This is a genomic window from Actinoplanes awajinensis subsp. mycoplanecinus (assembly GCF_001509495.1).
Lineage (GTDB): Bacteria > Actinomycetota > Actinomycetes > Mycobacteriales > Micromonosporaceae > Actinoplanes > Actinoplanes palleronii.
Genome location: NZ_LLZH01000339.1, coordinates 21,511 through 47,594 on the forward strand (window position 1 = coordinate 21,511; position 26,084 = coordinate 47,594).

Annotated in this window: 24 protein-coding genes and 2 pseudogenes; 14 read left to right on the forward strand and 12 right to left on the reverse strand. The window is 71.0% G+C overall.

Annotated elements, in window-relative coordinates; all coding sequences use genetic code 11:
* The first annotated feature begins 6 nt into the window (after positions 1 to 6).
* The 5 genes from ADL15_RS47775 (at position 7) to ADL15_RS47795 (ending at position 7,749) form a co-directional block, all read left to right on the forward strand.
* The gene (locus ADL15_RS47775; RefSeq protein WP_067707134.1) at positions 7 to 306 is read left to right on the forward strand and encodes a YbaB/EbfC family nucleoid-associated protein; all 300 of its coding nucleotides are present in this window, start codon (positions 7 to 9) and stop codon (positions 304 to 306) included.
* A 49-nt stretch (positions 307 to 355) separates the two neighbouring features.
* Positions 356 to 2,677, forward strand: a complete 2,322-nt coding sequence (locus tag ADL15_RS47780; protein ID WP_067707136.1) for a hypothetical protein — start codon at positions 356 to 358, stop codon at positions 2,675 to 2,677.
* Positions 2,678 to 2,807: 130 nt separating this feature from the next.
* Positions 2,808 to 6,923: an ATP-binding protein gene (locus ADL15_RS47785; RefSeq protein WP_067707139.1), complete on the forward strand. Its 4,116-nt coding sequence runs from the start codon at positions 2,808 to 2,810 to the stop codon at positions 6,921 to 6,923.
* Between the two features lie 2 nt (positions 6,924 to 6,925).
* Positions 6,926 to 7,390, forward strand: coding sequence for an LppP/LprE family lipoprotein (locus tag ADL15_RS47790; protein WP_067707142.1), 465 nt, complete (start codon positions 6,926 to 6,928; stop codon positions 7,388 to 7,390).
* An 8-nt stretch (positions 7,391 to 7,398) separates the two neighbouring features.
* Entirely contained in the window at positions 7,399 to 7,749 is a 351-nt protein-coding gene (locus tag ADL15_RS47795; protein ID WP_067707146.1) for a CU044_2847 family protein, read from the forward strand.
* 636 nt (positions 7,750 to 8,385) lie between these two features.
* Here the strand turns inward: ADL15_RS47795 and ADL15_RS47800 are convergent.
* The 4 genes from ADL15_RS47800 to ADL15_RS47815 form a co-directional block, all read right to left on the reverse strand.
* Complete coding sequence (locus ADL15_RS47800) at positions 8,386 to 8,805, reverse strand: hypothetical protein (protein WP_067707149.1); 420 nt, start codon at positions 8,803 to 8,805, stop codon at positions 8,386 to 8,388.
* Positions 8,806 to 9,282: 477 nt separating this feature from the next.
* Positions 9,283 to 9,936: a Bax inhibitor-1/YccA family protein gene (locus ADL15_RS47805; protein WP_067707152.1), complete on the reverse strand. Its 654-nt coding sequence runs from the start codon at positions 9,934 to 9,936 to the stop codon at positions 9,283 to 9,285.
* 92 nt (positions 9,937 to 10,028) lie between these two features.
* Positions 10,029 to 10,889, reverse strand: a complete 861-nt coding sequence (locus ADL15_RS47810; protein WP_067707155.1) for an alpha/beta fold hydrolase — start codon at positions 10,887 to 10,889, stop codon at positions 10,029 to 10,031.
* Positions 10,876 to 12,735 (reverse strand): glycoside hydrolase family 15 protein, encoded by a 1,860-nt coding sequence (locus ADL15_RS47815; protein ID WP_067707157.1) that lies wholly within the window; start codon positions 12,733 to 12,735, stop codon positions 10,876 to 10,878. Before ADL15_RS47815 ends, ADL15_RS47810 begins: the two co-directional genes overlap by 14 nt.
* Before the next feature lie 90 nt (positions 12,736 to 12,825).
* On the opposite strand from ADL15_RS47815, the gene ADL15_RS53775 reads away from it, so the two are divergent.
* Together ADL15_RS53775 and ADL15_RS47820 are read left to right on the forward strand one after the other, a co-directional pair.
* A complete protein-coding gene (locus ADL15_RS53775; RefSeq protein WP_157442063.1) occupies positions 12,826 to 13,308 on the forward strand; it encodes a hypothetical protein in 483 nt (160 codons plus the stop codon).
* Positions 13,256 to 14,077 (forward strand): hypothetical protein, encoded by an 822-nt coding sequence (locus ADL15_RS47820; RefSeq protein WP_157442064.1) that lies wholly within the window; start codon positions 13,256 to 13,258, stop codon positions 14,075 to 14,077. The genes ADL15_RS53775 and ADL15_RS47820 overlap by 53 nt, the downstream gene beginning before the upstream one ends.
* A 119-nt stretch (positions 14,078 to 14,196) precedes the next feature.
* On the opposite strand, the gene ADL15_RS47825 is transcribed toward ADL15_RS47820, so the two are convergent.
* A complete protein-coding gene (locus ADL15_RS47825; protein WP_067707162.1) occupies positions 14,197 to 14,676 on the reverse strand; it encodes a MarR family winged helix-turn-helix transcriptional regulator in 480 nt (159 codons plus the stop codon).
* Between the two features lie 90 nt (positions 14,677 to 14,766).
* On the opposite strand from ADL15_RS47825, the gene ADL15_RS47830 reads away from it, so the two are divergent.
* A complete protein-coding gene (locus ADL15_RS47830; RefSeq protein ID WP_067707166.1) occupies positions 14,767 to 15,888 on the forward strand; it encodes an NAD(P)/FAD-dependent oxidoreductase in 1,122 nt (373 codons plus the stop codon).
* Between the two features lie 54 nt (positions 15,889 to 15,942).
* The gene (locus ADL15_RS47835) at positions 15,943 to 16,905 is read left to right on the forward strand and encodes a hypothetical protein (protein WP_067707169.1); all 963 of its coding nucleotides are present in this window, start codon (positions 15,943 to 15,945) and stop codon (positions 16,903 to 16,905) included.
* 34 nt (positions 16,906 to 16,939) lie between these two features.
* Here the strand turns inward: ADL15_RS47835 and ADL15_RS47840 are convergent, their stop codons facing one another.
* From ADL15_RS47840 to ADL15_RS56780, 3 genes are all read right to left on the reverse strand, one after another.
* Positions 16,940 to 18,199, reverse strand: a complete 1,260-nt coding sequence (locus ADL15_RS47840) for a hypothetical protein (protein ID WP_067707171.1) — start codon at positions 18,197 to 18,199, stop codon at positions 16,940 to 16,942.
* A 172-nt stretch (positions 18,200 to 18,371) separates the two neighbouring features.
* Complete coding sequence (locus ADL15_RS47845) at positions 18,372 to 18,731, reverse strand: hypothetical protein (RefSeq protein ID WP_067707174.1); 360 nt, start codon at positions 18,729 to 18,731, stop codon at positions 18,372 to 18,374.
* A gap of 261 nt (positions 18,732 to 18,992) precedes the next feature.
* Positions 18,993 to 19,121, reverse strand: a complete 129-nt coding sequence (locus tag ADL15_RS56780) for a hypothetical protein (protein WP_269748445.1) — start codon at positions 19,119 to 19,121, stop codon at positions 18,993 to 18,995.
* Positions 19,122 to 19,259: 138 nt separating this feature from the next.
* Between ADL15_RS56780 and ADL15_RS47850 the strand changes: the two genes are divergently transcribed.
* From ADL15_RS47850 to ADL15_RS54815, 3 genes are all read left to right on the forward strand, one after another.
* Positions 19,260 to 19,724, forward strand: coding sequence for a hypothetical protein (locus ADL15_RS47850; RefSeq protein WP_067707177.1), 465 nt, complete (start codon positions 19,260 to 19,262; stop codon positions 19,722 to 19,724).
* Between the two features lie 201 nt (positions 19,725 to 19,925).
* Complete coding sequence (locus tag ADL15_RS47855) at positions 19,926 to 20,555, forward strand: M15 family metallopeptidase (protein WP_198171328.1); 630 nt, start codon at positions 19,926 to 19,928, stop codon at positions 20,553 to 20,555.
* A gap of 136 nt (positions 20,556 to 20,691) precedes the next feature.
* A complete protein-coding gene (locus ADL15_RS54815) occupies positions 20,692 to 21,234 on the forward strand; it encodes a DUF4232 domain-containing protein (RefSeq protein WP_269748446.1) in 543 nt (180 codons plus the stop codon).
* A 107-nt stretch (positions 21,235 to 21,341) separates the two neighbouring features.
* On the opposite strand, the gene ADL15_RS47865 is transcribed toward ADL15_RS54815, so the two are convergent.
* On the reverse strand, positions 21,342 to 22,829 hold the full coding sequence (locus ADL15_RS47865) for a tannase/feruloyl esterase family alpha/beta hydrolase (protein WP_067707185.1): 1,488 nt from the start codon (positions 22,827 to 22,829) through the stop codon (positions 21,342 to 21,344).
* A gap of 84 nt (positions 22,830 to 22,913) precedes the next feature.
* Between ADL15_RS47865 and ADL15_RS57295 the strand changes: the two genes are divergently transcribed.
* On the forward strand, positions 22,914 to 23,108 hold the full coding sequence (locus ADL15_RS57295) for a TetR family transcriptional regulator (RefSeq protein WP_394327002.1): 195 nt from the start codon (positions 22,914 to 22,916) through the stop codon (positions 23,106 to 23,108).
* Positions 23,090 to 23,542, forward strand: a complete 453-nt coding sequence (locus tag ADL15_RS47870) for a hypothetical protein (RefSeq protein WP_067707190.1) — start codon at positions 23,090 to 23,092, stop codon at positions 23,540 to 23,542. The genes ADL15_RS57295 and ADL15_RS47870 overlap by 19 nt, the downstream gene beginning before the upstream one ends.
* 112 nt (positions 23,543 to 23,654) lie before the next feature.
* Here ADL15_RS47870 and ADL15_RS56255 read toward each other — a convergent pair.
* From ADL15_RS56255 to ADL15_RS53780, 3 genes and pseudogenes are all read right to left on the reverse strand, one after another.
* Positions 23,655 to 24,794: pseudogene (locus ADL15_RS56255) on the reverse strand (tannase/feruloyl esterase family alpha/beta hydrolase); the annotation flags it as partial.
* Between the two features lie 28 nt (positions 24,795 to 24,822).
* A pseudogene (locus ADL15_RS57300) lies at positions 24,823 to 25,311 on the reverse strand (tannase/feruloyl esterase family alpha/beta hydrolase); the annotation flags it as partial.
* A 149-nt stretch (positions 25,312 to 25,460) separates the two neighbouring features.
* Complete coding sequence (locus tag ADL15_RS53780; protein ID WP_157442067.1) at positions 25,461 to 25,796, reverse strand: hypothetical protein; 336 nt, start codon at positions 25,794 to 25,796, stop codon at positions 25,461 to 25,463.
* Positions 25,797 to 26,084 lie beyond the last annotated feature (288 nt).

Here is a 26,084-nt window from a genome sequence, read left to right on the forward strand (position 1 = left end):
ACCGTCATGGCCCCCGATATGCAGGAGTTCTTCGACAACGCGCGGGCGTTGGAGCAGCGCATGCGCGACGCCGAGATCTCGCTGCGGCAGGCCGTGGTGACCGGTCGCTCCACCGACGGTACGGTCGCGGTGCTCGCCAGCGGCCTCGGCAAGCTCACCTCGGTGCAGGTCGACCCGGCCGTGTTCGACCACCGTGACCCGGACCGGCTGGCCACCGCGATCACCGAGGCGGTCCGGGCCGCCGCGGCCACCGCCTCGCGCCTGGCCGAGCAGCGGATGGGCCCGGTCGAGATCAACCTGCACTGACCGTCCACCGTCGCCCCACCATCTCGTTCTCGACCAGCGGAGCTCCTCAGTGCGTACGGCCTTCAATCCCGCGACGGTGACCCGCAACGTCGTCGGCAACGCTGTCGTGCTGCACGCCCGCGACGAGATCAGCCCCGAGGCGCAGACTCTGGCCCTCGAGGTGCGTCCGGACCCGCAGCACGACATCGTGGTGTTCGACCTGCACACCGGCCTGCCCGCCGGGTTCTGGGAAGCGGTCGCCGCGACCCTGCACGGCACCCGCCGCGACCTGCGCCTGATCTTCCTCGGCGCCGGGCGGGAGACGTCGCTGCTGGCCGGGCAGTTCCTCGCCGACCGGCTCGGCCGCGCCGTGCTGTCCCCGGACGGCGCGGTCACCCTCAGCGAGTCCGGGATGCTCTTCGCGCACGGCGGGGAGGGGTCCGGCTGGATCCGCTACCGCCGCGGCCGCCCGCCGGAGTGGACCGGCAAACGCCACCCGGCACCGGCCTGGGACGCACAGGTCGCGGAGTCGCTGCCGACCAGCGCCGCCGGGGTCGCCGAACCGCTGCCCGGCGGGGTGTGGCTGCACCACACCGGCGCCGAGGCCGCCGCGTACGCCGCATGGCTCACCACGTCGATGGCCTGCGATCCCGACCAGGTCACCGTGGTGATCGGCAGCCCCGGTGCGCCGGCGCTCGCGCTCGACGACGTGGCCCGGTTCTGGCGGTTGCTCGGTGACCAGGCGCGCAGCCGGGCCCGGTTCGTGCAGTACGGCGACGTGCGCCTGGGCGAGGGGGTCAGCTTCGGTCAGGCCCTGGCGGACCTGCTCGGCGCGCCGGTGGTGTGCCTGACCGGCGTGCCCACCGGCCGCCCGGACGAGGCGCTGATGCACACCACCGCGACCGACGGGCAACCCGGCTGGCAGACGTTCGCCCGCGAGGTGCGCTTCTCCCCGCAGGCCAGCGCGCCGCCGCAGATCGTCGCGCACCGCGCCACCGCCGAGCTGGGCGACCCGCTCGGGGCGCTGCAGTTCCAGTACGCCGGCGACGCGGTCGTCGAGATCGTCGAGTCCGGCCTGTGGATCCGTGGCAACGACCTGCCCGGGCACGCGGCCGCGGTCCGGTCCCGGGCGCTGGACCCGGACCGCTTCGAGGTGCTCGTCGACGACGCCGACCCGGCCCAGGTGGCCCGGCTGCGGCAGCTGGCCGAGGACCTGGTGTCCCGGCTGGACGCGCCGACCCAGCAGCGGGCCGGTTTCCTGACCGCGTCGAGCGGCGCGCCGGTCGGCGAGTTCGTGGCCGCGGTCACCGCGCCGATGGCCGAACCGGTGGCCTTCGCCGCGATCGAGAGCCCGGCCTTCGACCTCGCGCCGCTGCGCCCCGCGGTGGTGGCCCCGGTCGTCGTCGCGGCCCCGGCGGCGGTCGTGGCGCCGGCCCCGGCGGCGCCGGTGTCCGCGCTGGCCGAGCCGACCATGCAGCTGCCGATCGTGGCGCCGGCCCCGGTGCTCGAGCAGATCACCGAGCAGGTGCGGGTGCTGCCGCCGGTCGCGCGTCCGGCCGTGCCCGCGGCCGCGCCGGCGCCGGTGGTCCCGAACGGCTTCTTCCAGGCCACCCCGGATCCGGCGGCGCGGGCGGTGGCCGGCACCGAGGCGGTCGCCGCCGACCGGGTGTGGCTCGGCGAGACGTTCACCTCGCGCTACCGCAGCGCGCGCACCGAGGTGGAACAGGTGCTCGCCCGCTACTCCGGGTTCCAGGCCGAGGACGGCCTGATCACCGACCTGGCCGCGGTGCGGATGTACCTGACCGGGTTCGGCATCGGGGTCAGCCAGACCCTGCACGGCGGCGCGATCGGCCCGCACCTGCCGTTCGCCCGCTGCGTGGCCAGCGGCCTGACCAAGATGCCCGAGCATCACGGCCCGGCCATGCTCAGCGCCGACCTCAACGCCACCGAGCTGGAGTGGATCACGACGCGGCCGGTGCTCACCGACTGGGGTTTCACCGAGGCGCTGACCGTTCCGGCGGTGCTGCCCGGGACGGTCGACGTGCTGATCTGGGCGGCCGGCGCCGCGGCCACCGAACCGCTGGAACCGGTCGACGAGCACCACGCCGACCACCGGGTGATCTTCCCGCCCGGCAGCCGGTTCGAGGTGCTCACGACGATGCCGCAGGCCGCGGAGACCCGGGGCCGGCTCCTGCTGCGCCACCTGCCACCCGGCGCCGACCCGGACCCGCTCGGCAGCGACGTGATCATCGCCGAGCTGCAGCGCGCCGCCGACCGCTGGCTCACCGGCACGGCCCGCGCCACGGTGGGCGCGGCGGCGGTGCGCCGCTTCGCCCAGGTCCCCGGCCTGACGGCAGAACCCGGATCCGGCCTGCGGCCCCGGGTCAGCTGACCGCGGCCGGCGTCCCGGGCGCGCGCCCGCACGATCGGGGTAAAGCGCACCGCGTGTCTTGAGTGGATCTCGGCTCCGCCCGATCCTGGGACGCGATGTCCAGAACGAGCGACGCCGCCGAGTGCCACCGGTGACCCGGCTGCTGCGCGAGCCCAGCCAGGTGGCCGTGGTCCGGGTGCTGCGGGAACGCGACGGCGTGCCGGTCGGCGCGGCCGTGCTGGTCGGGGCTCGGCACGTGGTCACGGCCGGGCACAACGTCAGCTTCGCGCTGGGCCGCGAGCCGCGCGACGGCGACCCGGTCCGTATCGACTTCCCGCTGGTCGCACCGGGGGAGGAGCGGGTCGCCCGGGTGCGGTTCTTCGCCCCCGAACGCCCGCAGCTCACCGGGGACCTCGCCGGTCTGGTGCTCGACAGCGAACCGCCGGCCGGGGTGCGACCCGCGCCGGTGCTGCGCACGGTGCCGCCCGCCGGGACGACGTTCCGGCTGTTCGGCGTGCCGGAGAACCGGGAGGCCGGGTTCTGGCTGGAGACCACCTGCCAGGGAGTGACCGCGGGCGGGCTGATCCAGCTCGGTGTCGACCCGCGCTCGCGCATGGGCGTGGTCTCCGGCTACAGCGGCGGCCCGCTGTGGGCGCCCGCGCATCGGGCCGCGTTCGGGATCGTGCTCAGCAGCGAGCAGGGGCTGGGCTGGCAGACCGCCTACGCGCTGCCGTTCAGCGAGATCCACCGGATGTGGCCGGAGCTGACCGAGGCCTGCCGGCCCCCGCAGCCGTACCGGGGCCTGCACTGTTTCGACGAGGCGGACCGCGAGTGGTTCTTCGGCCGGGACCGGGAGACCGCCCTGCTCACCGCCCGGGTGCGGGCGAATCCGGTCACCCTGGTCCTGGCCGGGCCCGGTGTCGGCAAGTCGTCGCTGGTCAGGGCAGGCCTGGTGCCCACCCTCAAAGATCAAAATCACCTTGTTTCGTACGTCGACGCCGGCGCCCCGGCGCTGTCGAGCGCGGCGCGGCTGGCCGACGCGCTGCTGCCGCTGACCGGTGGATCCGGCCCCGAAACGGCGGCCCGCCTGGCCGGGCTGCTGAGTGACGACGGCCTCGGCCACGTGCTGAGCGCGCTGCCGGCCCCACTCGTGGTGATCATCGACCAGCTGGAGGAGCTGCTGGTCCAGGACCCCGCGACGGCACGTGAGCTGCTCGCACTGCTGCTGCCGCACACCGCCGACCGGCCCGTCGGCGGCGGGTACCGGATGCGCGTGCTCGCCTGTGTCCGCCACGACTACCTGCCGATGGCCACGACCCACCTGCCCGCGCCGCTGGTCGAGCAGCCGTTCGTGCTCGCGCCGCTCGGGCCCGAGCAGCTCGCCACCGCGATCCGGCGCCCGGCCGAGCTCAGCGGCTACGTACGGTTCGCCCCGGAGACCGTCGCCCGGATCGTCGCCGACGCCACAGCCGCGACCGACGGCGTACCCGGGCAGTTGCTGCCCCTGATCGAGCTCACCGCCGGCGAACTGTGGCAGCGGGCCACCGACTCGCCGATCGGTCCGGACGACTACTTCCGGCTGGGCGGGGTCGCCCGGATCCTGACCCGGATCGGCGACGAGGCCCTGCGACGGCTCGGCACCGACCTGCGCCGGATCGCGCCGCGGCTGCTCACCCGGCTCGTCCGGGTCGGCGACGACGCGCTGCAGGACACCCGGGCCACCGTGCCGGTCGAGGACCTGCCACCCGGCTACTGGCCGGTCGCCCAGCGCCTGGCCGGCGAACGCCTGATCACGGTCAGCGAGCGTGACGGGCAGCTCAGCGTGCGGCTCGCCCACGACGCGCTGCTGATCCACTGGCAGCGGCTGCGCGACTGGATCGCCGCGGACCGGGCGTTCCGGCGGTGGCACGCCGAGCTGGAGTCCGCGCTGCGCCACTGGATCGCCGGGCGGGCCAAGGACGCGTTGCTCAGCGGGGTGATGCTGCGGGCGGCGCGCGGCTGGCTGCACGAGCGCCCCGGCGACCTGTCCGCGGTGGAGCAGGAGTTCGTCCGCGCCTCGCTGGCCCACGAGCAGCGGCAGCGCCGGGTCCGGCGCACGGTCGCCGCCGGCGCCGCCGGGGCGGTACTGCTGCTGGTCACCGCGGTCACGGTGCTGTTCCCGGTGGCCCGGGACCGCACCGCCGACGGGTTGCAGCGCACCGCCGCGCAGATCGGCCGTACCGACGAGGCGACCCGGACGATCCTGGAGCTGGCCGCCGCCCGGGCCCGCGGCCGCACCGACACGATCCGGCCGGTGCTCGACGACCTGCTCGACAACGCCGGCACGACGGCCCTGCTGCCGGTCACCGGCCCGGTCGCACAGCTGGCCGTCGCCGGGGACCTGGTGCTGATCGCCGACACCGCGGGCCGGTTGACCGGCTGGCGGATCGGCCCGGACGGTCCGCGCCGGGTGGTCGACGAGACCGGGGTCACGGCGCTGGCCGCGGCCGGGACGCTGGTGGCGACCGGGGACCGGACCGGGCAGATCACCGTCCGGGCGGCGGCCGACTGGGCGGTGGTGCGGCGCCTGACCGGGCCGGCCAGCACCGACAGCGAGAGCACCGCGGTGCACGCGCTCGCCTTCGACGGCACGCGACACCGGCTGGCCGCGGTGGCCGACCGGTCCCGCGCCGTACGCGTCGTCGACCTGAGCTCCGGCACGATCTGGAACCGGACTCTGCGCGGTGGGGTGCCGTTCCCGATCGAGCACCTCGGCTTCAGCCCCGGCGGCTGGGTCGTGGCCGGGCTCACCGACGGCGACGGCCTGTCGGACGGCTTCGAACCGCTGCTGTGGAAGCCCGGCACCAGCACCGTGCGAGCGATGCGCCCCGCCGCGTCACCGGACCACGTGGTCTTCGGGACACCGACCCTGCTGGCCCACTTCCAGGACAACTCTCAGCAGCTGCTCGACCCGGTGACCCGCCGCCGGTACCCGGCCGTGGTCCAGGGCCGGTGCGGGCGCCTGACCGCGGCGGTCAGCGGCCGGCGGGTGCTCTGCGTCGACAACGTGACCGGGGAGCAGGTCGGCACCGGGTTCCCGACGATGCACCGGATCTTCCTGTTCGACGGGGCGCGGCAGCTCGCCGAGGCGCCGGGGCGCCCGGACGCCGACGGCCCCTACGCGGTGGGTGACCTGATCGCGGCGGCCGGCGACGGGGTGGTGCGGGTGATCCGGCCACCGGCCCGGCCGCCCCGCAGCACGGCGGAGATCTCGTTCGCCCGGTTCCGCCCGGACGGGACCCTGCTCGCGCTGCACGACGACAACGTGCTGGAGCTGCTGAACCCGGACGGCTCCGCGCGGGCGGCGGTGACGGTGGACCAGACCGGCACGCCGGGGGACCGGGGGACGGCCGAGATGGCCCCGGACGGCTCGTTCGTGGCGCTGCTGGCCCGGCCCGGTAAGGCGGCCACCTTCGAGGTCAGCCGCTACGAGCTGCCCGGGTTGCGGCGCGCCGGGACAGCCGTGGTCACCGCCGAGGTGGATCCGGGGGAGGCGCGCTCGGCGCTCACCGTGCTCGGGGACGGGCGGATCGTCGTACGATCGAATGATGATCTTCTGATCTATCCGGCCAGGCTGGGCAGTGCGCCGCCTCGGCACCTGACCCTGTCGTCCGCGGCGGGGCGCAGCGAGTCGGGAACCACCGTGCTGGCGGCCAGGCCGGCATCCAGCCAGGTGGCGGTGGTCGCCCCGGACGGTTCCGGGTTCCAGCTGCTCGACGTCGACCGCGGCACCACCGGCCCGGCCTGGGGCCCGATGTCCGGCGGTGAGACCCGCAACGTGGTCTTTCCGTCACCGGACCGTGCGGTCGTGATCGGCGAGGGCGGCACCGACGAGGTCGATCTCGGCCGGGACGTGCTCGACCGGGACCCGCCGGCCGCACCGGCCGAGGCGACCGGCGCGGTCGGCCAGTTCACCTCGCGCCCGCTGTCCTCGGACGACGCGGACTCGGTGGCCGGCTGGCCGCAGGTGCTCGCCGGCTGGGGGCTGTCACCCGACCTCGACCGGCTGTGGCCGGCCGACGGCTCCGCCCGCGTGCCCGGTGAGGCCCGGCACGTGCTGCTCACCCACGACCGCAAGCGGTTCGCCGTGGTGCGCCACGGTGCGGTCGAGGTGTACCCGACCGACGTCGACCTATGGAGGCAACAGCTGTGCGCGATGACCACGTCCGATCAGGACCGGGCACGGGAGCGTCTCGGCCCGGTGCCCTGGCTGGTCGATCCCTGCTGAGCGTGGCGCTGGCGCTGGCCGGCTGCTCGTCGGCGAAGGCCGAACCGGCGCCACGGCGGGCTCCGGGCTGGGGCGTGCAGACCAGCGCCGCACCGGCGTCGGGCGTCCCGTTCGACTACCGGACCGTGCTGGCCGAGATCCGCCGCAAGGGGTTCACCGCGGACAAGCCCGCGACCGTGCCGCCCGGGCCGCTGCGGGCGTTCCTCGCGGTCGGCACGGGCAGCGCTGACGGCGGCTATCAGCAGGTCTTCTTCTTCGACGAGGGCCGGCTGGCCGGCACCACGCACGGCGGTCGGTACGAGATCCTCGGCCAGGACGGCACGTCGGTGCGGCTGGAGTTGCCGCAGTACGCCGGCAGCGACGCCCAGTGCTGCCCGAGCGCCCCGTCGCGCCGGCACACCGCCACCCTGACCGGCACCACGCTGACCATCACCCCGCCGATCCCGGCCGACCCCAACCACCAGTAGGAGAACTCATGCCCGAGCAGGTCAGCGTCCTGATGTACGGCAACGGCGAGCTGCTCGCCGTTCAGCCGGACGGGCCCGGCCCCACCAACGGCTCGCCGTTCGCGGCCGACCCTCGCCCGGTCGGGCGCGCCGACGACGCCCGCCGGCTGGCCGGCCGGGTCGAGGAGTCGATCGATCAGATCCGGCGTTTCGGCGAGATGGCGATCAACCGGCTGACCAGCATGCCGACGGCGCCGGACAAGGTGATCGTCCAGATGCAGGTGAAGGTCTCCGGGGAACTGGGCGTGATGCTGGCCAAGTCGGCGGCCGAGGCGAACTTCACCGTGACCCTGGAGTGGGGGCGCGACACGAAGCGGTGAAACCCGCAGCTGTCGTCGGGCAGGGCATGGACGAGGGCCCCGGCGCTGATGCGCCGGGGCCCGGGTTTACAGGTCGAACCACCATTCACCGACAGGGTCGTCGGCTTGTCGTTTCCACACCGGCCGCCATGAGCAGCGTGCGGTGCGAGGATCGCGTAAGCGTGACCGGAGACCACCTTTCGTACGATGGAAACTCGGTGTCCGCCCCAGACGTGAACTGCGCTCTGGAAGCGGGCGATCCAACGGTGTCCAGCCCTCCCTTTCCTCTTCTTCCGATACTGCTGCCCGCCGGTGCCGGAACCCCACGCGACTTCATGGCCCCGGGCACGTGCGACAGGCGGTCTTTCCCGTGCGGCCCTGAACTTGCATCGGCCCCACCAGATCTGCCCTGACCTGGACTTACGTCAGGGTCTTACCTGCCTTGCGTCGTACTCAATCACTGGACCGAGCGAGCCACGACGTGGTGCCGGGCCCTGCTTGACGCTCAGTCCGATCGTCTGCGTCTTCAGCGATCTCTGTGTTCGACAAGAAGAACACTAACCAGTCCTCGCCAGAATATCTAGCATTTGGGCCACAGATTTTCTCGGCGTGTCGCCGGGCTTCTCGGGCCCGGGCCCGGGTCGTGGGTTCCCGTCCTCAGGCCGGAGCTTTCCCGCCGGCCACGATCTCGTACCACGGCTGGTTGGCGGCCGGGGCCGACACCGACTCGGTCCACAGCTGCGTGCCGGGCAGCAGCATGACCTCCATCTCGTTCGCGTTGAGAGCGAGCGTGTCGTGTCCGCCGGCGTCGTGCAGGTTGAGAAGGACGCCGACCGTGCGGGCGGCGTTCTTGCCCGGCGCGATTCTGGTGATGAAGTCCACCGCCACGCCCGGGGCGGTGCTGGTACTGGTGATCGTCTTCAGCGTGAACGGCTGCCCGACCACGTACTCTTTCGACTTCTCCGCCCACTCGGCGGGAGTGAAGGCCATGCCGCGGTAGACGTCCTTGTCGTACAAGGGCAGTTTGCGCAGACCCGAGATCGCGAGTGCGCCGTGCAGGCCGCCCAGTTCGAGCATCTCGGTCTCCGATCTCTGCGCCGCTTCACCAGGGCGGACCAGACCTTTCCCTCCGCCGATGTGTCGTGGAAGGCCGCATGCCGATTGATCCAATCGGTGCCGAGCTCGGTCAGGTCGATCAGAAACTCGTGGCGATCCCGCAGGTCCGGGGCGGTGAGGTACCGGGCCAGCACCTCGCGCAGCACGACATAGTCGTCGAAGACGTCTTCCAGCGCGGGGTTGTTCGCCGGTTTCGTGGCGGACAGAGCGTCGAGCTGCTTCAGTGTCACGGTAATAGGCATGAGACCCTCCTGTGTCTCATCGGGAGCGGCCGCCCACGGCCACCGAAAGCACAGAAGGTAGCGGAAGCGTCACTCGCCCGTGATAGCTCGATCGGCGGATTGTCGAGCCGGTGGCCCTCCGCTATGGACGATCCACTGACCGCGCGCGGCAGCGCCAGAGGGCAGCCCCGGCCGCGCGCCGGCGGTCAGGCCGGGGTCAGCGGTTGCCGCCCCGGAAGATCCGCAGGAAGAACAGGAAGACGTTGAGGATGTCGAGGAAGATCGATGCCGCCAGCAGTGGTGCGGAGGCGACGTCCGACGAGCGTCGAAGTCGCTGGAAGTCGAACATGATGAAACCCGCGAAGATCACCAGGCCGAGCACGGAGTAGATCAGCGCGCCGTTCGGGATGTTCACGAAGATCAGCACGATGCCGAAGACGATCAGTGCCACCAGGGCCCAGAAGCAGATCCGGGCGAGCGCGGTGAGGTCGCGGCGGGTGGCGAATCCGGCCGCCCCGAACCCGGCGACGAACAGCGCGGTGGCGGCGCCGGCCTGCCAGAGCGCCTGCGGGTCGGTGCTGGCGTAGTAGACCAGCGTCGGCGCGACCGCGACGCCCATCAGCAGCCCGAACGCGGCGAGCAGGGCGACCGTGGCCTGCGGTGACCGGCGCACGGTGAACTGCATGGCGATCAGGGCGGCGAACGCCGCGAGGTAGGCCAGGAAGGCCACGCCCCCGGGCAGGTTGCGGCCGAGGTAGGCGCCGAGGGCGAACAGGCCGGTGGTGGCCGAGACGTAGCCCATCGTGCGGGCGAACAGGGTGTGGCCTTCGGTAGCGACGCGGGCCGGTTGGTACGGGTAGGTGTTGTCCATCGGTACTCCCTGCGATCGAGGTGTACTCGCTGCCACTCTGGACCGGCGCGGCCGTCCGGGCACCGCCCGCCAGGGGTGAGATACGGGCCGGGTCAGTCGCCGATGTCCAGGCGCAGGACCTGGGTGAGGCCGGGCTGATCCGGGTCGTCGGTGATGTCGCGCCCGTCGAGCCAGCAGCCGATGAGGTGGGCGAGCTCGCCGGGATGGCTGAAATTCATCGCGTGGGCCGCGCCGTCGATGACCGCGATCGTCACCTGCGGTGGCGCGAGCCGGCCCACCTCCCGCACCCGCTGCAGCGGCGGCATCAGCGGATCGCGGGAGCCGAGCACGGCCAGGGTGGGCACCGGAGTACGCAGAACGCGTTCGAGAGACGGGAACCGCATCAGCTCGCTGAACAGTTGCAGCGCGTTCATCGGCCCGAACCGCAGATAGTCCGGCACCACGACGCGGACCATCGCCGGGCTCTCCCGCCAGGCGTCGCGCGCCAGCTGGCCGAGCGCGCGGACGAGCGGCTGGTTGTGCACGCCGCCGGCCGGCGAGGCCAGCACGATGCCGGCCACCCGGTCGGGGGCGCTGTGCGCGACCTCCAGGCAGACCGGTGCGCCCATCGAGTTGCCGATCAGGGTCGCCCGGGCGAGCCCGAGCGCGTCGAGTGTCTCGAGCAGCGCCCAGGCCAGCGACGAGATGCCCAGCACGTGACCCCACCCGTGGCTGCGGCCGTAGCCGGGCAGGTCCGGGACCAGGCTGGTGGCCCGGTGGGCGAGCGCTGCGGCGGTCGGCATCAGGTAGGTCCCGGACACCGCGAAACCATGCACGTGGACGAGCGGCGTCGTGCCCGGGACGTCCGGCCCGAGGCGTACGAAGACGCGCCGTCCCTGCACCGTGACGTAGCGCTCCCGCCAACCCGGCATCGGCGCGTGCCGTGCGGCCGGGCGCAGCTCAGCCGATCTCATCAGCGGCCGGGGAACGGTCGAGCAGACGGTCGAGGGTGATCGCGGCGTCGATCAGGGAGAGATGGGTGAACGCCTGCGGGAAGTTGCCGATCTGCTCGCCGGTCAGCGCGATCTCCTCGGAGTAGAGACCGACGTGGTTGGCGTACGTCAGCATCTTCTCGAACGTCACCCGGGCCTTGTCGAGCTGGCCGGCCCGGGCCAGCGAGGTGACGTAGGCGAACGTGCACAGCGAGAACGTCCCCTCGCAGCCGCGCAGACCGTCCGGTGACGCCGACGGGTCGTAGCGGTACATCAGGCTGTCGGTGACCAGTTCGGCGTCCATCGCCTGCAGCGTGGAGAGCCACATCGGATCGGTCGGGGTGATGAAACCGGTCGTGGACATCCGCAGCAGCGACGAGTCGAGCACGTCGGTGTCGTAGTGCTGCCGGAACGCCCGCCGGGTCGGACTCCAGCCGCGGTCCATGATCTGCTGGTAGATCGCGTCGCGTTCCTGCTGCCAGCGTTGCAGCGAGGCCGGGCGCCCGTGCCTGGTCGCCAGGCGGATGCCGCGGTCCAGGGCGACCCAGCACATCAGCCGGCCGTAGGTGAAGTTCTGCCGTCCGCCGCGGGTCTCCCAGATGCCCTCCTCGGGCTGGTCCCAGTTCTCGCTCACCCAGTCGAGCAGTTCACCGATGCGCTTCCAGCCCTGGTGGCCGACCTCGACCCCGTTCTGGTCGGCGGCGTAGACGCTGTCCAGCGCCTCACCGTAGATGTCGAGTTGCAGCTGGTCGGAGGCGGCGTTGCCGATGCGGACCGGCGACGATCCGCGGTAGCCCGCCCAGTGGTCGAGCACCTCCTCGGTCAGATCGCCGGAGCCGTCGACGCGGTACATGATCTGGAGTGGACCGCTGCCGTTCTTGGCATCCCGGCCCTCGTCGACCCGGTCCCCCAGCCAGCGCTCCAGCGCCGCCGCCTCCTCGGTGAACCCCAGGCCGAGCAGCGAATACACCGAGAACGACGCGTCGCGCACCCAGGTGTAGCGGTAGTCCCAGTTGCGTTCGCCGCCGATCTGCTCGGGCAGCCCGGCGGTCGGTGCCGCGATCAGGGCGCCGCTCGGCGCGTACGTCATGAGTTTGAGGGTGATCGCCGACCGGTTGACCATCTCGCGCCAGCGCCCGGAGTAGGTGGACTTGCGCAGCCAGGCCCGCCAGAAGGCGACCGTCTCGTCGAACAGCAGCTGGGCCTCCGCCACCCGGACCGGGCGCAGGGGCCCGGCGACACCGGTCTCCAGCACCATGCCGCGCATCTGCCCCGACTCCAGCGACAGCTCGGCGTGCAGGTCGCCGTCGGCGTCCAGCAGGGTTCGGGCCCGGCGGTCGTCGTCGGGTTCCCGGACCAGGTTCACCGTCATCGAGGTGCGGCTGCCCTGGAAGACGACGCCGTCGTCGGCCACGTGGGTCTCGTGCGGCTCGCGTCCGTAGTCGAACCGCGGGGCGATCTCGATCGCGAACGTCATCCGGCCCCGGACACAGCGCATGATGCGGACCAGCCGGTGGGTGCCCGAGGCGACCTCGCCGCCGGCAGCCGGCATGAAGTCGATGACCTCGCCGACGCCGGCCTCGGTCATGAAGCGGGTGACCAGGATCGCGGTGTCCGGGAAGTAGAGCTGCTTCGTGGTGAACACGTCCACGGTGGGGCGCACCCGGCAGTGCCCGCCGCGCTCGTGATCGAGCAGGGCGCCGAAGACGCTCGGCGAGTCGAACCGGGGAGCGCAGAACCAGTCGACGGTCCCGTCCGTGGCGACCAGCGCCGCCGTCTGAAGATCTCCGATGAGGCCGTGGTCGGCGATGAGCGGGTAGCCGGTCATGCGGCAAGCGTCGGCTCCCGCCGGGCGGCCCGCCTCATACCCAGCGGATGACTGGCGTCGTCCCGCACTTCGCAGCGTTAGTTTGTTGCGGTGATCCTGACTGACGCCGACGCGCGGGGCTGGCGCACCGTCCGCCGCTACGCGGTGCCCGCCCCGATGATCCACCGGGCGACCGAACGCCGCCTCGCCGGTGACTGGCGGGGTGCCTGCTCCGCCGCCGACGTCGCGGTTGATCTCGACTTTTCCACAATCAAAAGCCGATTTGGTACGACGGCAGCCGGCCGTGTCGAGCAAGATCTGCGCCATTTCGCCCCGGATCTGTTGCGCTGGCACCTGCCCCGGCGCCCGAGTACCGGCCACACCGCGCTGTCGCCACGTCGCCTGTCGGTCCTGGCCCGCTACCGCGACGACCTGATCCTCGCCGTCGGCAGCCCCCGTACCGGCCACCGAACGGTTCGTGCGGGCGTGGGCGGAGCTGGGAGTCGACGTCCCGCAGCGGCGGGTACAGATCAACCGGTTCATGGCCCTCGGCTTCTGGTATCGGCTGCCGGAGATCGTCCGCGCGGTCCGTGACGCCGCCACCACCCCGGGCCAGGTCGTCGCTGGGTGGCGCGACCAGTCCTACCTGTCGTTCACCCCGGCCGGGGGTGGACGGCTCACCATGGACTTCTACACCTACACACCGCGCGACGCCTACGTCCCGCTGGAACGTCTCGGCCTGCCGCTCGACGCCCTGCTGATCCGTCTCGGACTCATCGACCCGGACCATCTGCACCCGCTGATCCACGCGGCGCTGTTCCCGTCGGCCACCGTGTCACCGGCCGGTCCACCGCGTCCCGGCCGCCCGCCGGTGGACCCGGTGCGGGTGCGCTGCGGCGGCGTCTGGCACGAGGTCCGCTGGCAGGGCGGGCGCGTACACATTCCGCACAGTGCGCAGGAGCAACAGCGCGAAACCATGCTTGTCACGTTCGGCGGCAGCCGCAGCGGCTGCTTCGCCGCCAAGACCGCCATGGAGAACGGTCCCGCCGGACTGCCCCGTTCCCCGGGCGACGACACCGGCTTCCCGGATCCGGGGGCGGCGGCCGTGCCCGCGACGCCCGTCGTCCCCCAGGCCCCGCCCGTCCGCTCGGCCCGCCAGGCCCGGCTGCCGCGCCGGCTGACCGAGCAGCGCCGCGAACTGATGCGGCTCGCGCTGCACGGCGACACCGAGGGCGTGCTGATGCTGCTCGATGCCGGTGTCTCCGCGCACACCCGCGACCATCGGGGCCGCACCCTGCTGCACTTCATGGCGCACCCCGCGCGCACGCCGCGTGGCTCAGCCGCCGTCCTTGACCCCGTCTGACGGATCGGCCCGCCAGGGCGTGCAGCCCCCGGTCGCGCGGCTCGTCCGTACTGATCAGATCGTCAAGAAAATCGTCGGCATCGACCACCGTGACGTCGGAGTCGAACCCGCTGCCGCCGTCAGCCGGCGTCCTCGGCGGCTTCGTCGCCGGACGCTTCGATCCGGTCGACCACCTGCCGGCTCCACACCTGGATGACTGCGGCCTGCTCGGGCGTGAGCTGGTCGAAGAAGTATCGGCGGATGTTGCCTTCGTGGCCCTGGATGGCTTTCTGGACGGCGCTGCGGCCCTGGGGTGTCAGTCCGACCCCGATCCGGCGGCCGGTGGACCCGTTGTCGATCCGCTTCACGAGTGCGCGGCCCTCCATCCGCGTGAGCTGGTGGGCGACACGACCCTTGTCCCAGGCGAGCGACTCGGCGAGCTCGCCGACGCGCAACTGGCCACCGGCCGCCTGGTGCAGCGACACGAGAACGCTGAACTCAGCCTTGGAGATGCCGTAGTCCTGCTGCAGGTGCCGGTCCAGCTCGCGGGCCAGCAGGCGTTGCGCCTGCATCCAGATGTGCCAGAGCTCCCACTCCGCCGGCTCCAGGGGCTTCGTCATGGCGAAACCCTATCGGTGGGGAGTTGACGCGACAACTTTGCGAGCTAGAGTTGTCGCGTCAACTTCACTGCGCTGCAGCAAGGAGTAGCTGTGAATCGCACGGTAGTGGTCGTCGGCGGAGGCTACGCAGGATCATTGGTCGCCAAGGCGCTGGACGCCGACGCGGACGTCATCCTCATCGACCCCCGGGAGGCGTTCGTCAACGCGGCAGCGTCGCTACGGGCGCTGACCCAGCCGGACTGGGCGCCCAACGCCTTCTTCTCGTTCGCGACCCTGCTCGAACGAGGACGGGTGCTCCGCGACCGGGCTGCCTCGGTGGACCCGCGCGGCGTGACGCTCGCTTCGGGTGAGCGGGTCGAGGCCGACTACCTCGTGCTGGCCACCGGTTCCGGCTACACCTATCCGGCCAAGCCGCACCATGGCTCAACGAGCATCGCCGAGCAGCTGGGCGATCTCCGCGAGACTCACCAGGAGCTGGCCGGCACCCACCGCGTCCTCATCCTCGGCGCCGGCCCGGTCGGCCTGGAACTCGCCGGGGAGATCAAGGAGGTCTGGCCGGACAAGCAGGTGATCGTCGTCGACCGGACCGATCAGCTGCTACCCGGCTTTCTGCCCGAGGTGCAGGACGACCTGCGCCGCCAGCTGGACAAACTCGGTGTCGAGCTGCACCTGGGCACCGGGTTGACCGCGCTACCGACGATCGACGCCGGCCGGGCCGGCCACGTCGCGGTCACCACCGACCGCGGCGACGAGATCGTGGCGGACATCTGGTTCCGCGCTTTCGGCGTCCGGACCAACACCGACTACCTGGCGGACGGGACGCTCACGCCACTGACCGAGCAGGCGACCGTCCCGGTCACCGAGCGCCTGAACGTCCAGGGCTACGACCACGTCTACGCGATCGGCGACATCGCCGCTCTGCCCGATCCCAAAATGGCGTCCTACGCGATGACCCATGCCGAGGTCGTGGTGCAGAACATCACCGCCCAGCTCGCCGGCGACCAACCGGGCACCGTCTGGTCGCCGACGGCCGAGCGCAGGATCCTGCTCCCGCTGGGCACGCACGGGGGAGCCGGCCAGCTCCCCACCCCGGACGGCGCTGCCCCGGCCACGGCGCAGATGGTCTACGAACGCAAGGGCGCCGACCTGTTCACCGCGAAGTTCGCCTCGCGATTCAGCAACCCGCGGAGATCGATCAACGATTGGGATTGAGCAGGCCGACCTGCCGGCCGGTAGTGGAGGTGATTCTGATTTAGGGTCGGTGCTATGACGGCGCCGCTCATTTTCGGAGTCTTCCCGCTGGGGATCGCTGGTGGGCCGGACGGAATCGCCGCGGGACCGCCGGATGACTTCGAGGCGATCGGGCGGATGGTCCGCGAGTTGCAGGGAGAAGGCCGCGCCTTGCTTCCGCGCATGTACGTACTCTGGTCCGGCGCCGACTCCACCGCGGCGGTGCACGCGCAGATCGCAACCCTCACTGCGGGCGGGATCCCGTGGGATCTGGTGCTCTGCTATCGGGATCCCGCCGGGGATGTGGCGGCATGGGCTGCGTTCGTGGCCCAGGTCGTCCGCCGGCACGGCGGGCGGCTGTCGGCGGTGCAGGTCACCGGTGAACCGAATCTGACCTGGGCCGGCGCCGCAGCCGACGGCGCGTTTCCCGGTGCCCGCGACGCGATGGTCGAAGGCGTGCTGGCCGGCGCCGCGGCCAAGCGTGAGACCGGTGGTTCGGCGGCGATCGGGTTCGCGGTCGTGCCCGACATCGATCCCGCCGTGAGCGACTTCTGGACCGGGGTGCGCAAGTCCGGTGGTCCATCATTCGCGGCGGCGCTGGACTATGCAGGGATCGACGTCTACCCGGACGTGTTCGGCCCCCGAGTGAGCCTCGACGCGTTGCCGGGCACGGTGGAGCGGCTGTTGCGCGATTTCCGTGAGCAAGCCCTGGTGACGGCGGGGATTCCGGCCACGGTGCCGATCCGGATCTGTGAGAACGGTTGGCCAACGGGCCCGGGCCGGCCCGAGGAACAGCAGGCAGTGGTGCTGGAAACCATCATCCGGACGGTGTATCGACTGCGGGCGGAGCTGAACGTGACGCACTGGCAACTGTTCACACTGCGCGATGCCGACAGTGCGAAGGACGACCTGTTTCACCGGTTCGGCGTGTTGCGCAGCGACTATTCGCCGAAGCCTGCGTTCCACACCCTCCGTCGCCTGATCGCGGAGCTCGGCTGATTCCTGTTCGATGGAAGTCGCCTACGGCGGATTGTCACGGGCCTGCATTCGGTTCGGTTCGGGAAGAAGTGATGGTGTAGCGCAGAGTGAGGAACGGGAGGCCGTACAGGGAAAAAGCGTGCTCGGCGTGTAGTCGGCCGTCTTCGGTGTGTACGTCGAGTTGTTCGGTGAAGCCGTGCACTGCGAGCGTGGTCAGATCGCGGGTTCGCGGGTCGATGGAACTCAGATAATGGCCTGGATGGGCGAGGTCGCTGCGGCTGGTGAGCACGAGCCCTCCACCGGGGCGGGGCAGTGGCAGCAGGGTGGCGGTGAAACTGCCGTGCGGCACCGGGAAGCCGACACTGACGTAACCGCGGCCCTCATGCCGGTATGTGGTGTAGATGCCGACATAGATTGGTTCGTCGGTGTCGGCGAACGAGCGGATCCACCCGCGTACGCCGACTTGCTCTTGATCTTTCAGGGTGATGGTGTCGATGCGGCTGCGGACACCGCGCATGGTTTCGCGCTGGTTCATCGGTACGTTGGCCTGGCCGAGCGGGCGCGCCACCAGATTGCGGTAGAGCAGGTAGCCGGGGCGGACCCAGAGCCGCCACTCGGGCACGATGGTCAGTGTGAAGCGGCTGGTGTGTTCATAGAATTCGCGCACCAGAGGGTCGACGTCGCTCGGGTCGAACTGCGGCCCGGCCAGCTCGTCGAGTGACGCGACGATACCCTCGTCCTCGGTGTCGGCCCGGTAGGTGCCGCCGAGCACGTCGGCCAGCTCGCGCACGAAACCTGTACCGACGCGATTGGTGCGCGCTTCGAGCGGGACGACGAACGGCAGCTCCTCGGCGCGGGCGCGTTCGGCCAGCAGGCTCACCTGCGGGTCGCGGAAGACGAGCGCGGACAACACCCGGAAGCCGACCACGGCAGTCGCGGCGACGGCGGCAGGCTTCGCGCCCTTCGGGAAGAGCATCCCGACCGCGGCGCCGACGACCGGGCCGAGCAGCACCTTCTGCGGTCGCAGGCCCAACGCGCCGGCCGTCGCGCCCGCGGCGACCCCGACCGGCACAGGGCCGGCCTTGACCAGGCCACCGCCGATCGCCGCGAGGGCCCCACTCATCACCACCCGCGACCACCAGTCCGGAATCTCGCCGGGCCGCTGCCGGGCGCGTGCCACTACCTCGGTGCCCGCCATGATGGCCGCGCCCATTGCCGCGCCCCGACGCCGACCCGACGCGGTCCCGGCGAGCGCGGCACCGGCCAGCGCCCCGACCGCGGCGGAGAGGGCGATCCCACCCGCTCGGATGTTCATCCGTACTTTCTACCGCGTTCGGCGCGACCCACTGCTTCCGGCACGGAGCGGGACTTTGCTGAGGGGGCGGCGCCTGCCGGAAGTGCGCTTATGCCGCCGACCCGCCTATCGGCTTGCCTTGCGGCATGCGACATAGGCTTTACCGGACCCGGGTCGAGCCCGCACCGTGCTGTCAGTGGTTCGGGGTGCGCAGCACGGTGTCGAGCTGCCCGTCGTGGTCTGTGTCGAGGTAGGTGAGGTCGGGCACCCCGTCACCGTCGAGGTCGAGCTGCACCACGTCGGCGATACCGTCACCGTCGAGGTCGGTGACCACCTCGATCGACCCGTCCGCGCGCCGGATGACAATCGAGTTAGCGGCGGTGGCGACCCGGTCTGCCGGTCCGGGGATGGGCGGCGATCCAGGCGCGGAGGATGGTAACGGGTCGGGCCCGCTGGCGTACGCCCCGACCGGGCCGTCGGTGCCGGCCGGATCGATCTCCTCTTCAGAGGGGTAGACATCGCCGTGCCAGGCCGGATCAGGATAGGTACTCATCTCCCTGAGGTTCCCTGACGGAGCCGGCGGTAACCGTCGGCGCAGGAGAGCGGTGTCCGCGGTCTCGCCGACCGGCAGCAGGCGCGAACCCGGCCCGGGTCAGACGATGTCGCGGTCGCGGGTGAGCAGGAAGGCGCTGCGCGAAACATCCGGCGGCGGGCCACGGCCAGCCCAGCAGGCCCTGCCCGTACCCGGAGAACGTGCACCAACCCGCCGCCGTGACGGTGACCAGGGTCGATATCAGGGGTGCCGGGCGGGCGGTCAGCAGCGGGAGGGTGAGCGCGGCGCCCAGCACGACGGCATGCTCCACTGCCCGGCCTGCAGCACCGCCAGCACCACCACGGACATGATCACTGCGGTGGGTCGCAGGGGAATCGCACGTCCCTTCACGATGCCACAGTAAGCGCTGTGCTGATCCGGGCCCATTGGTCGTGGTTTTGGTTCGCTGTGCCCGGTCGGCCGTGTGGGTCGTTCGACTGTCCGGATCGAGGGTTGGCCCGCGGTGTTTCCGGCTGGTTGGATCATGCCGTGAAGGGAATTGCTGGGCGACGACTGCTCGATCGGCTGATCGAGGCGCTGGCGGGGCACCTACCCGCCGGGGTCCGCAGCGTCGACACGAGAGTGGGTACCGGCGGCGGTTTGCAGATCTGGGCGGTGCCCAGCACCGCAGCGCCCGGCGAGGAATATGGATTCTGGGACGTCAGCGGCGGGGACGGCGACGTCATCTTGAGCATCGGGCAGCGAGGTGTCTGGTTGCCCTGGGGGTTCGGCAGTTGGGTGCCGATGCCACGCAGGACACGTGTGCGGGGTGCGGCCGTGGCCGCTCTGGAAGCCATCCATGAGGCTGTCCGGGAGGTGGACGAGCGCTGGCCGGCGCCGGACGCCCAGGTCGCCGCCCGGGTGGAGGGCGACGATGTCCTGGTGTGGTTCGAGAGCCGAGCCGCCGAGCGGGTTCCGCCGCTCGTACGACTGCCGTTGTCGGTTTTCGACTGATCGGCTCGGGCCATCCGTATCTTCCCGATCTCGCATTCACATCCCGTTCGGCCCGCAACGCCCGCACCCGATGGTTACCTCGGCCGGGTGACGCCGGCCCTTCACGACGAGGCCACTGTGGTCATAAACGACGCCGACTGCGGTGGGGGCTGACAGTATCGGGACGTGCGTCCTTCCTCGCTTGCCTCGATCATGTCTGCCGTGACCAGCGCAGTTCTCGGCGTGATCGGCGTTGCCGCACCCGCCGCAGCCGACGACGGCTACCGGGCCTCGATCCAGGCCATCGACCTCGCCGCCGCGAAAGCGATGACCGGAGTCTCGTGGCACCCGGGTTGCCCGGTGCGGATCTCGGACCTGCGCCGTGTGGAGCTGACCCACTGGGGCTTCGACGGTGTCCGGCACCGCGGCGAGTTGATCGTCAATCAGACGGTGGCGCGCAGCGTGGTGGAGGTTTTCCACACGCTGTACTCGATGCGTTTTCCGATCAGGACGATGCTCCCGGTGGATCGATTCGGTGCCGATGACAACGCGTCGATGGCCGCCGACAACACCTCGGGGTTCAACTGCCGGCCGATCACCGGTTCGACGAGCGGTTTCTCGGTGCATTCGTACGGTAAAGCCATTGACCTCAATACGCTGGAGAACCCTTACGTCAAAGGTGCGGTCGTGCAGCCGCCGGCCGGTAAGGCGTTCACGAACCGTGAGAAGGTCCGGCCGGGCATGATCAAGCACGGTGACCCGGTGTGGCGGGCATTCACGAGGCACGGTTTCACCTGGGGCGGGGACTGGACGTCGCTCAAGGACTACCAGCATTTCGAGGCCCCTGTCTGACAGCGGTGCGGACGTTCTTGCCTCGGCCGGGCAGGATGGCCCGGTGATCGGATCTCGGATCTTCCGTTGTGCCGTCCCGCTTGTCGGGGCCGTGCTGCTCGCCGGCTGCGCACGTCCCATCGGCACGGCCGACGGAGTGTCACCCTTGGTCCCCACACCATCGGTCGTTCCCTCGGCAACACCGTCGCCGTCGCCTCCGGGGCTGTTGTCAGCGGCCTGCCCGCCCGAGGGCGTCCGGGTGCAGCCGGACGGCGGTGACGCGGCGGCGGGCCTGCGCGTGCTCAGCATCACGCTGGTCAACTGCGGTACGAAGAGTTACCGCCTGAGTGGCTACCCGGCCGTGCAAGCACTCGACGACGACGGGGCCGTGCTCGACCTCCGAGTCCTCAACGGTGTCACCGAGATCCTCGGCAGCATGCCCTGGGACGGCCCGCCGAAGCCGGTCACCCTGCGTCCCGGCCAGCGAGCCAGCACGGCACTGGCCTGGCGCAACACCTACGACGACACGCGGAAACCGCCGGCCAACGGCAAGTACCTGCGGATCGAGCCCCTCGCCGGCCGTCCCGCCCAGACCATCGAACCGGACGCCGCCCTCGACTTCGGCAGCACCGGCCGCCTCGCGGTCAGCTCCTGGCAGTTGTTCCCCGACGCCTCCACCTCGCCGACCGCACGCCGCTAGATCCTGTCCCGCCGGATCGAGCCTGGCGGGGCCTGGCCCGGATGAGGCCGTGACAGAAGCCGGCCCCGGGGAAAGCCCCGGGGCCGGCTTCGCGTTCCACTGCGACATCAGTACACGCTGGTCGGGGCCTTGCCCTTCTCGACCCACTTCACCAGGGCGCCGAGGGCGTCACCGGGCTGCTGCCCCGTGCCGCCGCCGCAGTGTGCCACGCCCGGCAGCAGGAACAGGCGGTAGAACCGGTCCACCTTCGCCTTGCCGCCCAGCAGCCGCTCCACTCGCTCCCGGTAGTCGACGGTGCCCTGGGTGGGAACCAGTTCGTCGTACTGGCCCTGCCAGGTCAGTAGTTTGCCGCCGGAGTCGCGGAACGCCCGGAGGTCCGCGTCATCGGTGCCGATGACCTGGTTGAACTGCCGCCGGGAGGAAGCGAACAGCTTCGCGAAACTCGGGTAGGTCAGCTCGGTGGTGTCCAGCGCCAGGTTCCGGGTCACGAAGTACTTCGCCCAGAGGTCCGCGACGAAGAAGGGCTGACCCGCCTTGGCCAGGTAGAACGACAGGTCGGCGCCCTTGTTCGGGCCGTACCAGAGCTTCGTGCCGTTCGGGGTGACCGGTCCGGCCCAGATCTTGCGCATGACGTCGGCCTTGGCCTTGGTGATGGTCAGCGTCTGACCGTCGCATTCGACAGTGGCCCCGACCAGCTTCCGCGGGTCCCAGCGGCAGGTCTGCGGGTCCCCGATGATGGTGTCCTTGACCCCGTCGTCGGTGTCACAGGCCTGAACCGCGGCATTGTTGAAAGCGGTCAGCTCGCAGCCGGTCAGCGCCACCTTCTCCTCGTTGTAGACGACCTGCGGCCACAGCGTGGCGATCGCGAACCGGTCCCAGTTCACCGCGGGGGCGTTTGCCAGGACACCGTCGTAGTCGTCCGGGTACCGCTGCGCCTCCAGGTAGCCCTGCCGGCCGCCGGTGGAGCAACCGTTCCAGTACGAGTAGTCGGCCGGCTTGCCGTAGAAGGACGTGGTCACGCTCTTGGCGACGACGGTCATGTCGTGCAGCGAGCGGGAGGCGAAGTTGGTCACCAGCGCGGTGTTCGCCGTGCCATCGGCTTTCAGCGCCCAGCTGGTGTCGAGCGGGTTGTCGCTGACCCCGGCGTCGGTCGCGGTGCCGACATAGCCGTTCTTGACCGCGGTGACCAGCTCCGGGCCGTCCAGATTGCCGGCCTGGTAGGCGCTGCCGCCGGTGGCCTGCAGCCGCCCGGTCCAGTTCTTCGGGTCGGTGGGCAGCAAGACCTTGACCGTGACGTGGTCGTTCGCGCCAGGGTGGGTCAGCGTGACAGTGACGTCGCACCAGGCCGGCACGCCGGTGATCGGTTCGGCCGGGGTCGGCAGTGGTGTCTGATCGGGGATCGTGACGCTTCCCCCGGGACGGGCGACCGCCGTCACGGATGCCACCTGCGTACCCGCCGGCGCGCTGACCGGCAGGGTGCCGCAGGACGTCGAGGCACTCTCGGCGCGGTTGAGGGCGTTCGCGGCCATCGGCGCCAGGGCGGCGGCCGAGAGCGGAACGATCGCGGCGGCGATCAGTAGTAGTCGTCGTCTCATGCCAAGGACTCTCACAGCCGGGGTGCCCGCCCGAGCCAGGGAAGATCACTGGTCGGCCCCCGGGCCGCGACCCGCGCGGAGATCCTGGCAGTCGCCCGGGATCTGTTCATGCGCCACGGTTGTGCGGCGACGACCGTTCCACAGATCGCCCGCAGTGCCGGCACACCAGGGTCCGGGACCAGGGTCTTCCACCGGCTCGGCGGACCGCGGAGAACGCGATGCTGGTGCGGTACTCGAAACCACCGAACCGGAGCACACCGATGTCCATCATTCGCATGACCAAGACGAGCACCGCGACGCCTGAGCAGTTGGTCGCCGGGATCACCGATTTCGGCCCAGGCCGGTCGAAGCTCTTCACCGCCAGCGCCGACGACCAGCTGAAGGTGCACTCCAGGAGCGCCACCCGGGCTGACGTCACGGAAGGTTCCGGTGGCGTCTGGGAACGGCTGGAGTACGACTGGTCGGACCCGAACCGGATCGTCATGACGACCGTCGACTCCAACCTGTGGGGCGGAGCGTCGGGGCACACCTACACCCTGACCCGGCGGCCCGACGGGCTGACCGAGCTGAACGCCGTGGTGATCCGCGAGGGGAAGAACCTCAAGGGGAAGATCGTCGGATTCCTGCTCGGATCGGTCGCCAAGAGCCAGCTCGACAAGGCGTTGGGCAACACGGTCACGGCCATCGAGGCCCGGAACTCGCCCCACATCTGAAAGAGCGGATCAGGTGCGTCCCGCCGTCCGCCGTCCACGAAGGTCCACGAGGTAGCCCGGGATCGAGCAGGCCCTGGCCACGGTCGGGGAGCAGGACGCCGAGTCGCCCCGGTCAGCTCGGCTTGTGCGCCGGGGTGCAGGTCCAGTGGCCGTTGTGCCAGGTGCAGGTCTGCTCGTAGCCGGAGCGGAACGAGCCGAGCCAGGGGATGTCGTCCTGGTAGCGGGTGGGTGGGGGTGTCGGGGCGAAGTCTGCCGCGTCGTCGGTGCTGCCGGTGCCGTCGTAGCGGGCGACGGTGGGATAGGGGTAGATCGGCCGGGTTCGTGTGACGGTGTCGTCCTGGCGTTGTGTGGCGATGAGCTGGTCGGGGGCGATGCCGTTCTCGACCCAGTTGAGGGTGGGGGTGAGTGCGTCGATCGCGTCCGGTCCCTGGCCGCCGCCGCAGTGGGCGACGCCCGGCAGCATGAACAGGCGGGCGAAGCGCTGGGTGGCGGGCGTCCCGCCCATGCGTTCGACCAGGGCGTGGTAGTAGGCGATCGTTCCGTAGGGGGAGATCGCCGGGTCGGCCCAGCCGTGCCAGAGCAGGAGTTTCCCGCCCGCGGCGCGGAAGGCGGTCAGGTCGGGGTTGGTCGCGTCGTAGATGCCGGCCCGCTGGTAGATCTCGTGGAACGTCGCCGCGTCGTAGTGCAGGTCGTGCAGTGTCGCCGACGGACGGGCGGACGGGTAGGCGAGGTACTTCAGGGCGTTCGTCGCGTTGTTCTCGGCCACGGCCGGGGTGCCGTTTGCGGTCGGAGTCACCCAGCGGGCCCAGTTCGCTTCCGAGCCGACGGGCTCACCGCCCGGGTACATCCGCCGGTTCCGCTCGTCTCGGGGTCCGTCATACAACTTGCGTACGGTGTCGATCTGCGCGTCGGTGAGGCAGTTCGCATCGTCGGTTCCCGTCGGGCAGCGCAGGCTGCGCGGGTCGAACGTGCAGGCCCGGGGGTCGTCGATCTGGCCGTCGGCCAGGCCGTCGCGTGCGTCGCACTCGCGCAGGACCGCGGCGTGCAGTGCGGGAAGCTTGGCGGCGGTCAGGATGGGCCGGCCTTGCGCGTCGGTGTTCGCCGTGGCGTGCCAGCCGGTGGACCACACGATGAGCGAGGTGAGCAGCGATGCCGGGGCGCCGGCGACGATGCCGTCGAAGTCGTGTGGGTAGCGCTGTGCCTCGGTCAGTCCCTGGTGGCCGCCCTGTGAGCAGCCGTCGAAGTAGGAGTAGCGCGGGGCTTGCCAGCTGTGGGTCGGCGCCGAAGGTGGCGTCGAAGCCGGCGACGCCGACGTGGCCCTGGTTGGTGGTGGCCAGGACGAAGTCGCCGCGGGTCAGCGGCACACACCCGTCGGTCGCGTCGGCGTAGAAGTCGATGTTCCCGCAGAGCGACGCGCACCCGAGTTGCAGATACCGCTGCCGCCACGTCTCGGTGGGGAGGTACACGTCGAACTGGATCTGCGGTGCGACGGTTCCCTTGACCTCGCAGGCTGCCGAGCCGTCCGGGGAGGTGGCCGCGGTCGCGGACCCGATGACCGCCGGAGCGTCCGGGATCCCGGACAGGTCCTGCCCGGCGAGGGCCGCGCAGTCGATCTTCGGCAGCACCACGGGAGGGCCGTCTGCCTCGGAGAACGCCCCGGCTGCGGCCGAGCGGGGCGCGGCCTGGGCACCGCCGGCCATCACCAGGACGGCGAGCACGGCCGACAGTGCCCGGATTCCAAGCGTCCGAGCCCGGACGAGAGCGCGCATAGGTGTCCCCCGTTTCGCGGCGTATACGCAATCGCGGGACCTCGGTGACGCCTGCGACCGCACGACACGAGCACGGAAAGCTAAATATGGCCATGGGTGGGTGTCAATACCTGGCCGGCATCCGGAGATCGCGCCGACTCCTGGCGGGTTCACCAGTGGCGGTGCGGGTTCGGTGGCGCCGTGCGTGCGGGGGCGGCGAAGGGGCAGCCCGGCCTGACGGCAGGTGCGCAGCAACAAGGCGATCGATCCAGGGGGCCGGCGTTCCCTCGGGTCAGGCGCCGAGCCTTGACGGCAAGTCGCAGCGCCCGCCAGAGCCGTAGGCGGCGGGAACCGCCGGCGGCGGCGAGGACTGTGGCGACGCCCGGGCGTTCCACCGGTGGAATGAACGCGATAACGATGATCATCGGAAGTACCGCAACGACCAGTTCGCTGACAACGAACATCGTGAGGCCGGCCAGGACCACGGCGACGAGCGTACCGGTCATCAGATTTCTTTCCGTGGATACTCTGGCCTTCAGGCCGGCGAGGAAACGGAACCCCCTGCGGAGCAGGTCATGGGTAGCCGATCCGCCGTCAAGGCGGATCGGCGTCTACCACCTCGGGACAAGCCCCCACGATCGTTTCCAGCCCATTGTGCTAGCTTGCGAGGCTTGACCTCGAGCGTGAGGTGGGCGTTCAAGTTCCGCTTCGTGCGCCACGAGGCGCTGTTCTATCGAGTGGAGGTGAAAGACCTTCACCATTGGGTCGTCGCAGCGGCTCGATAGAAGCTGGGG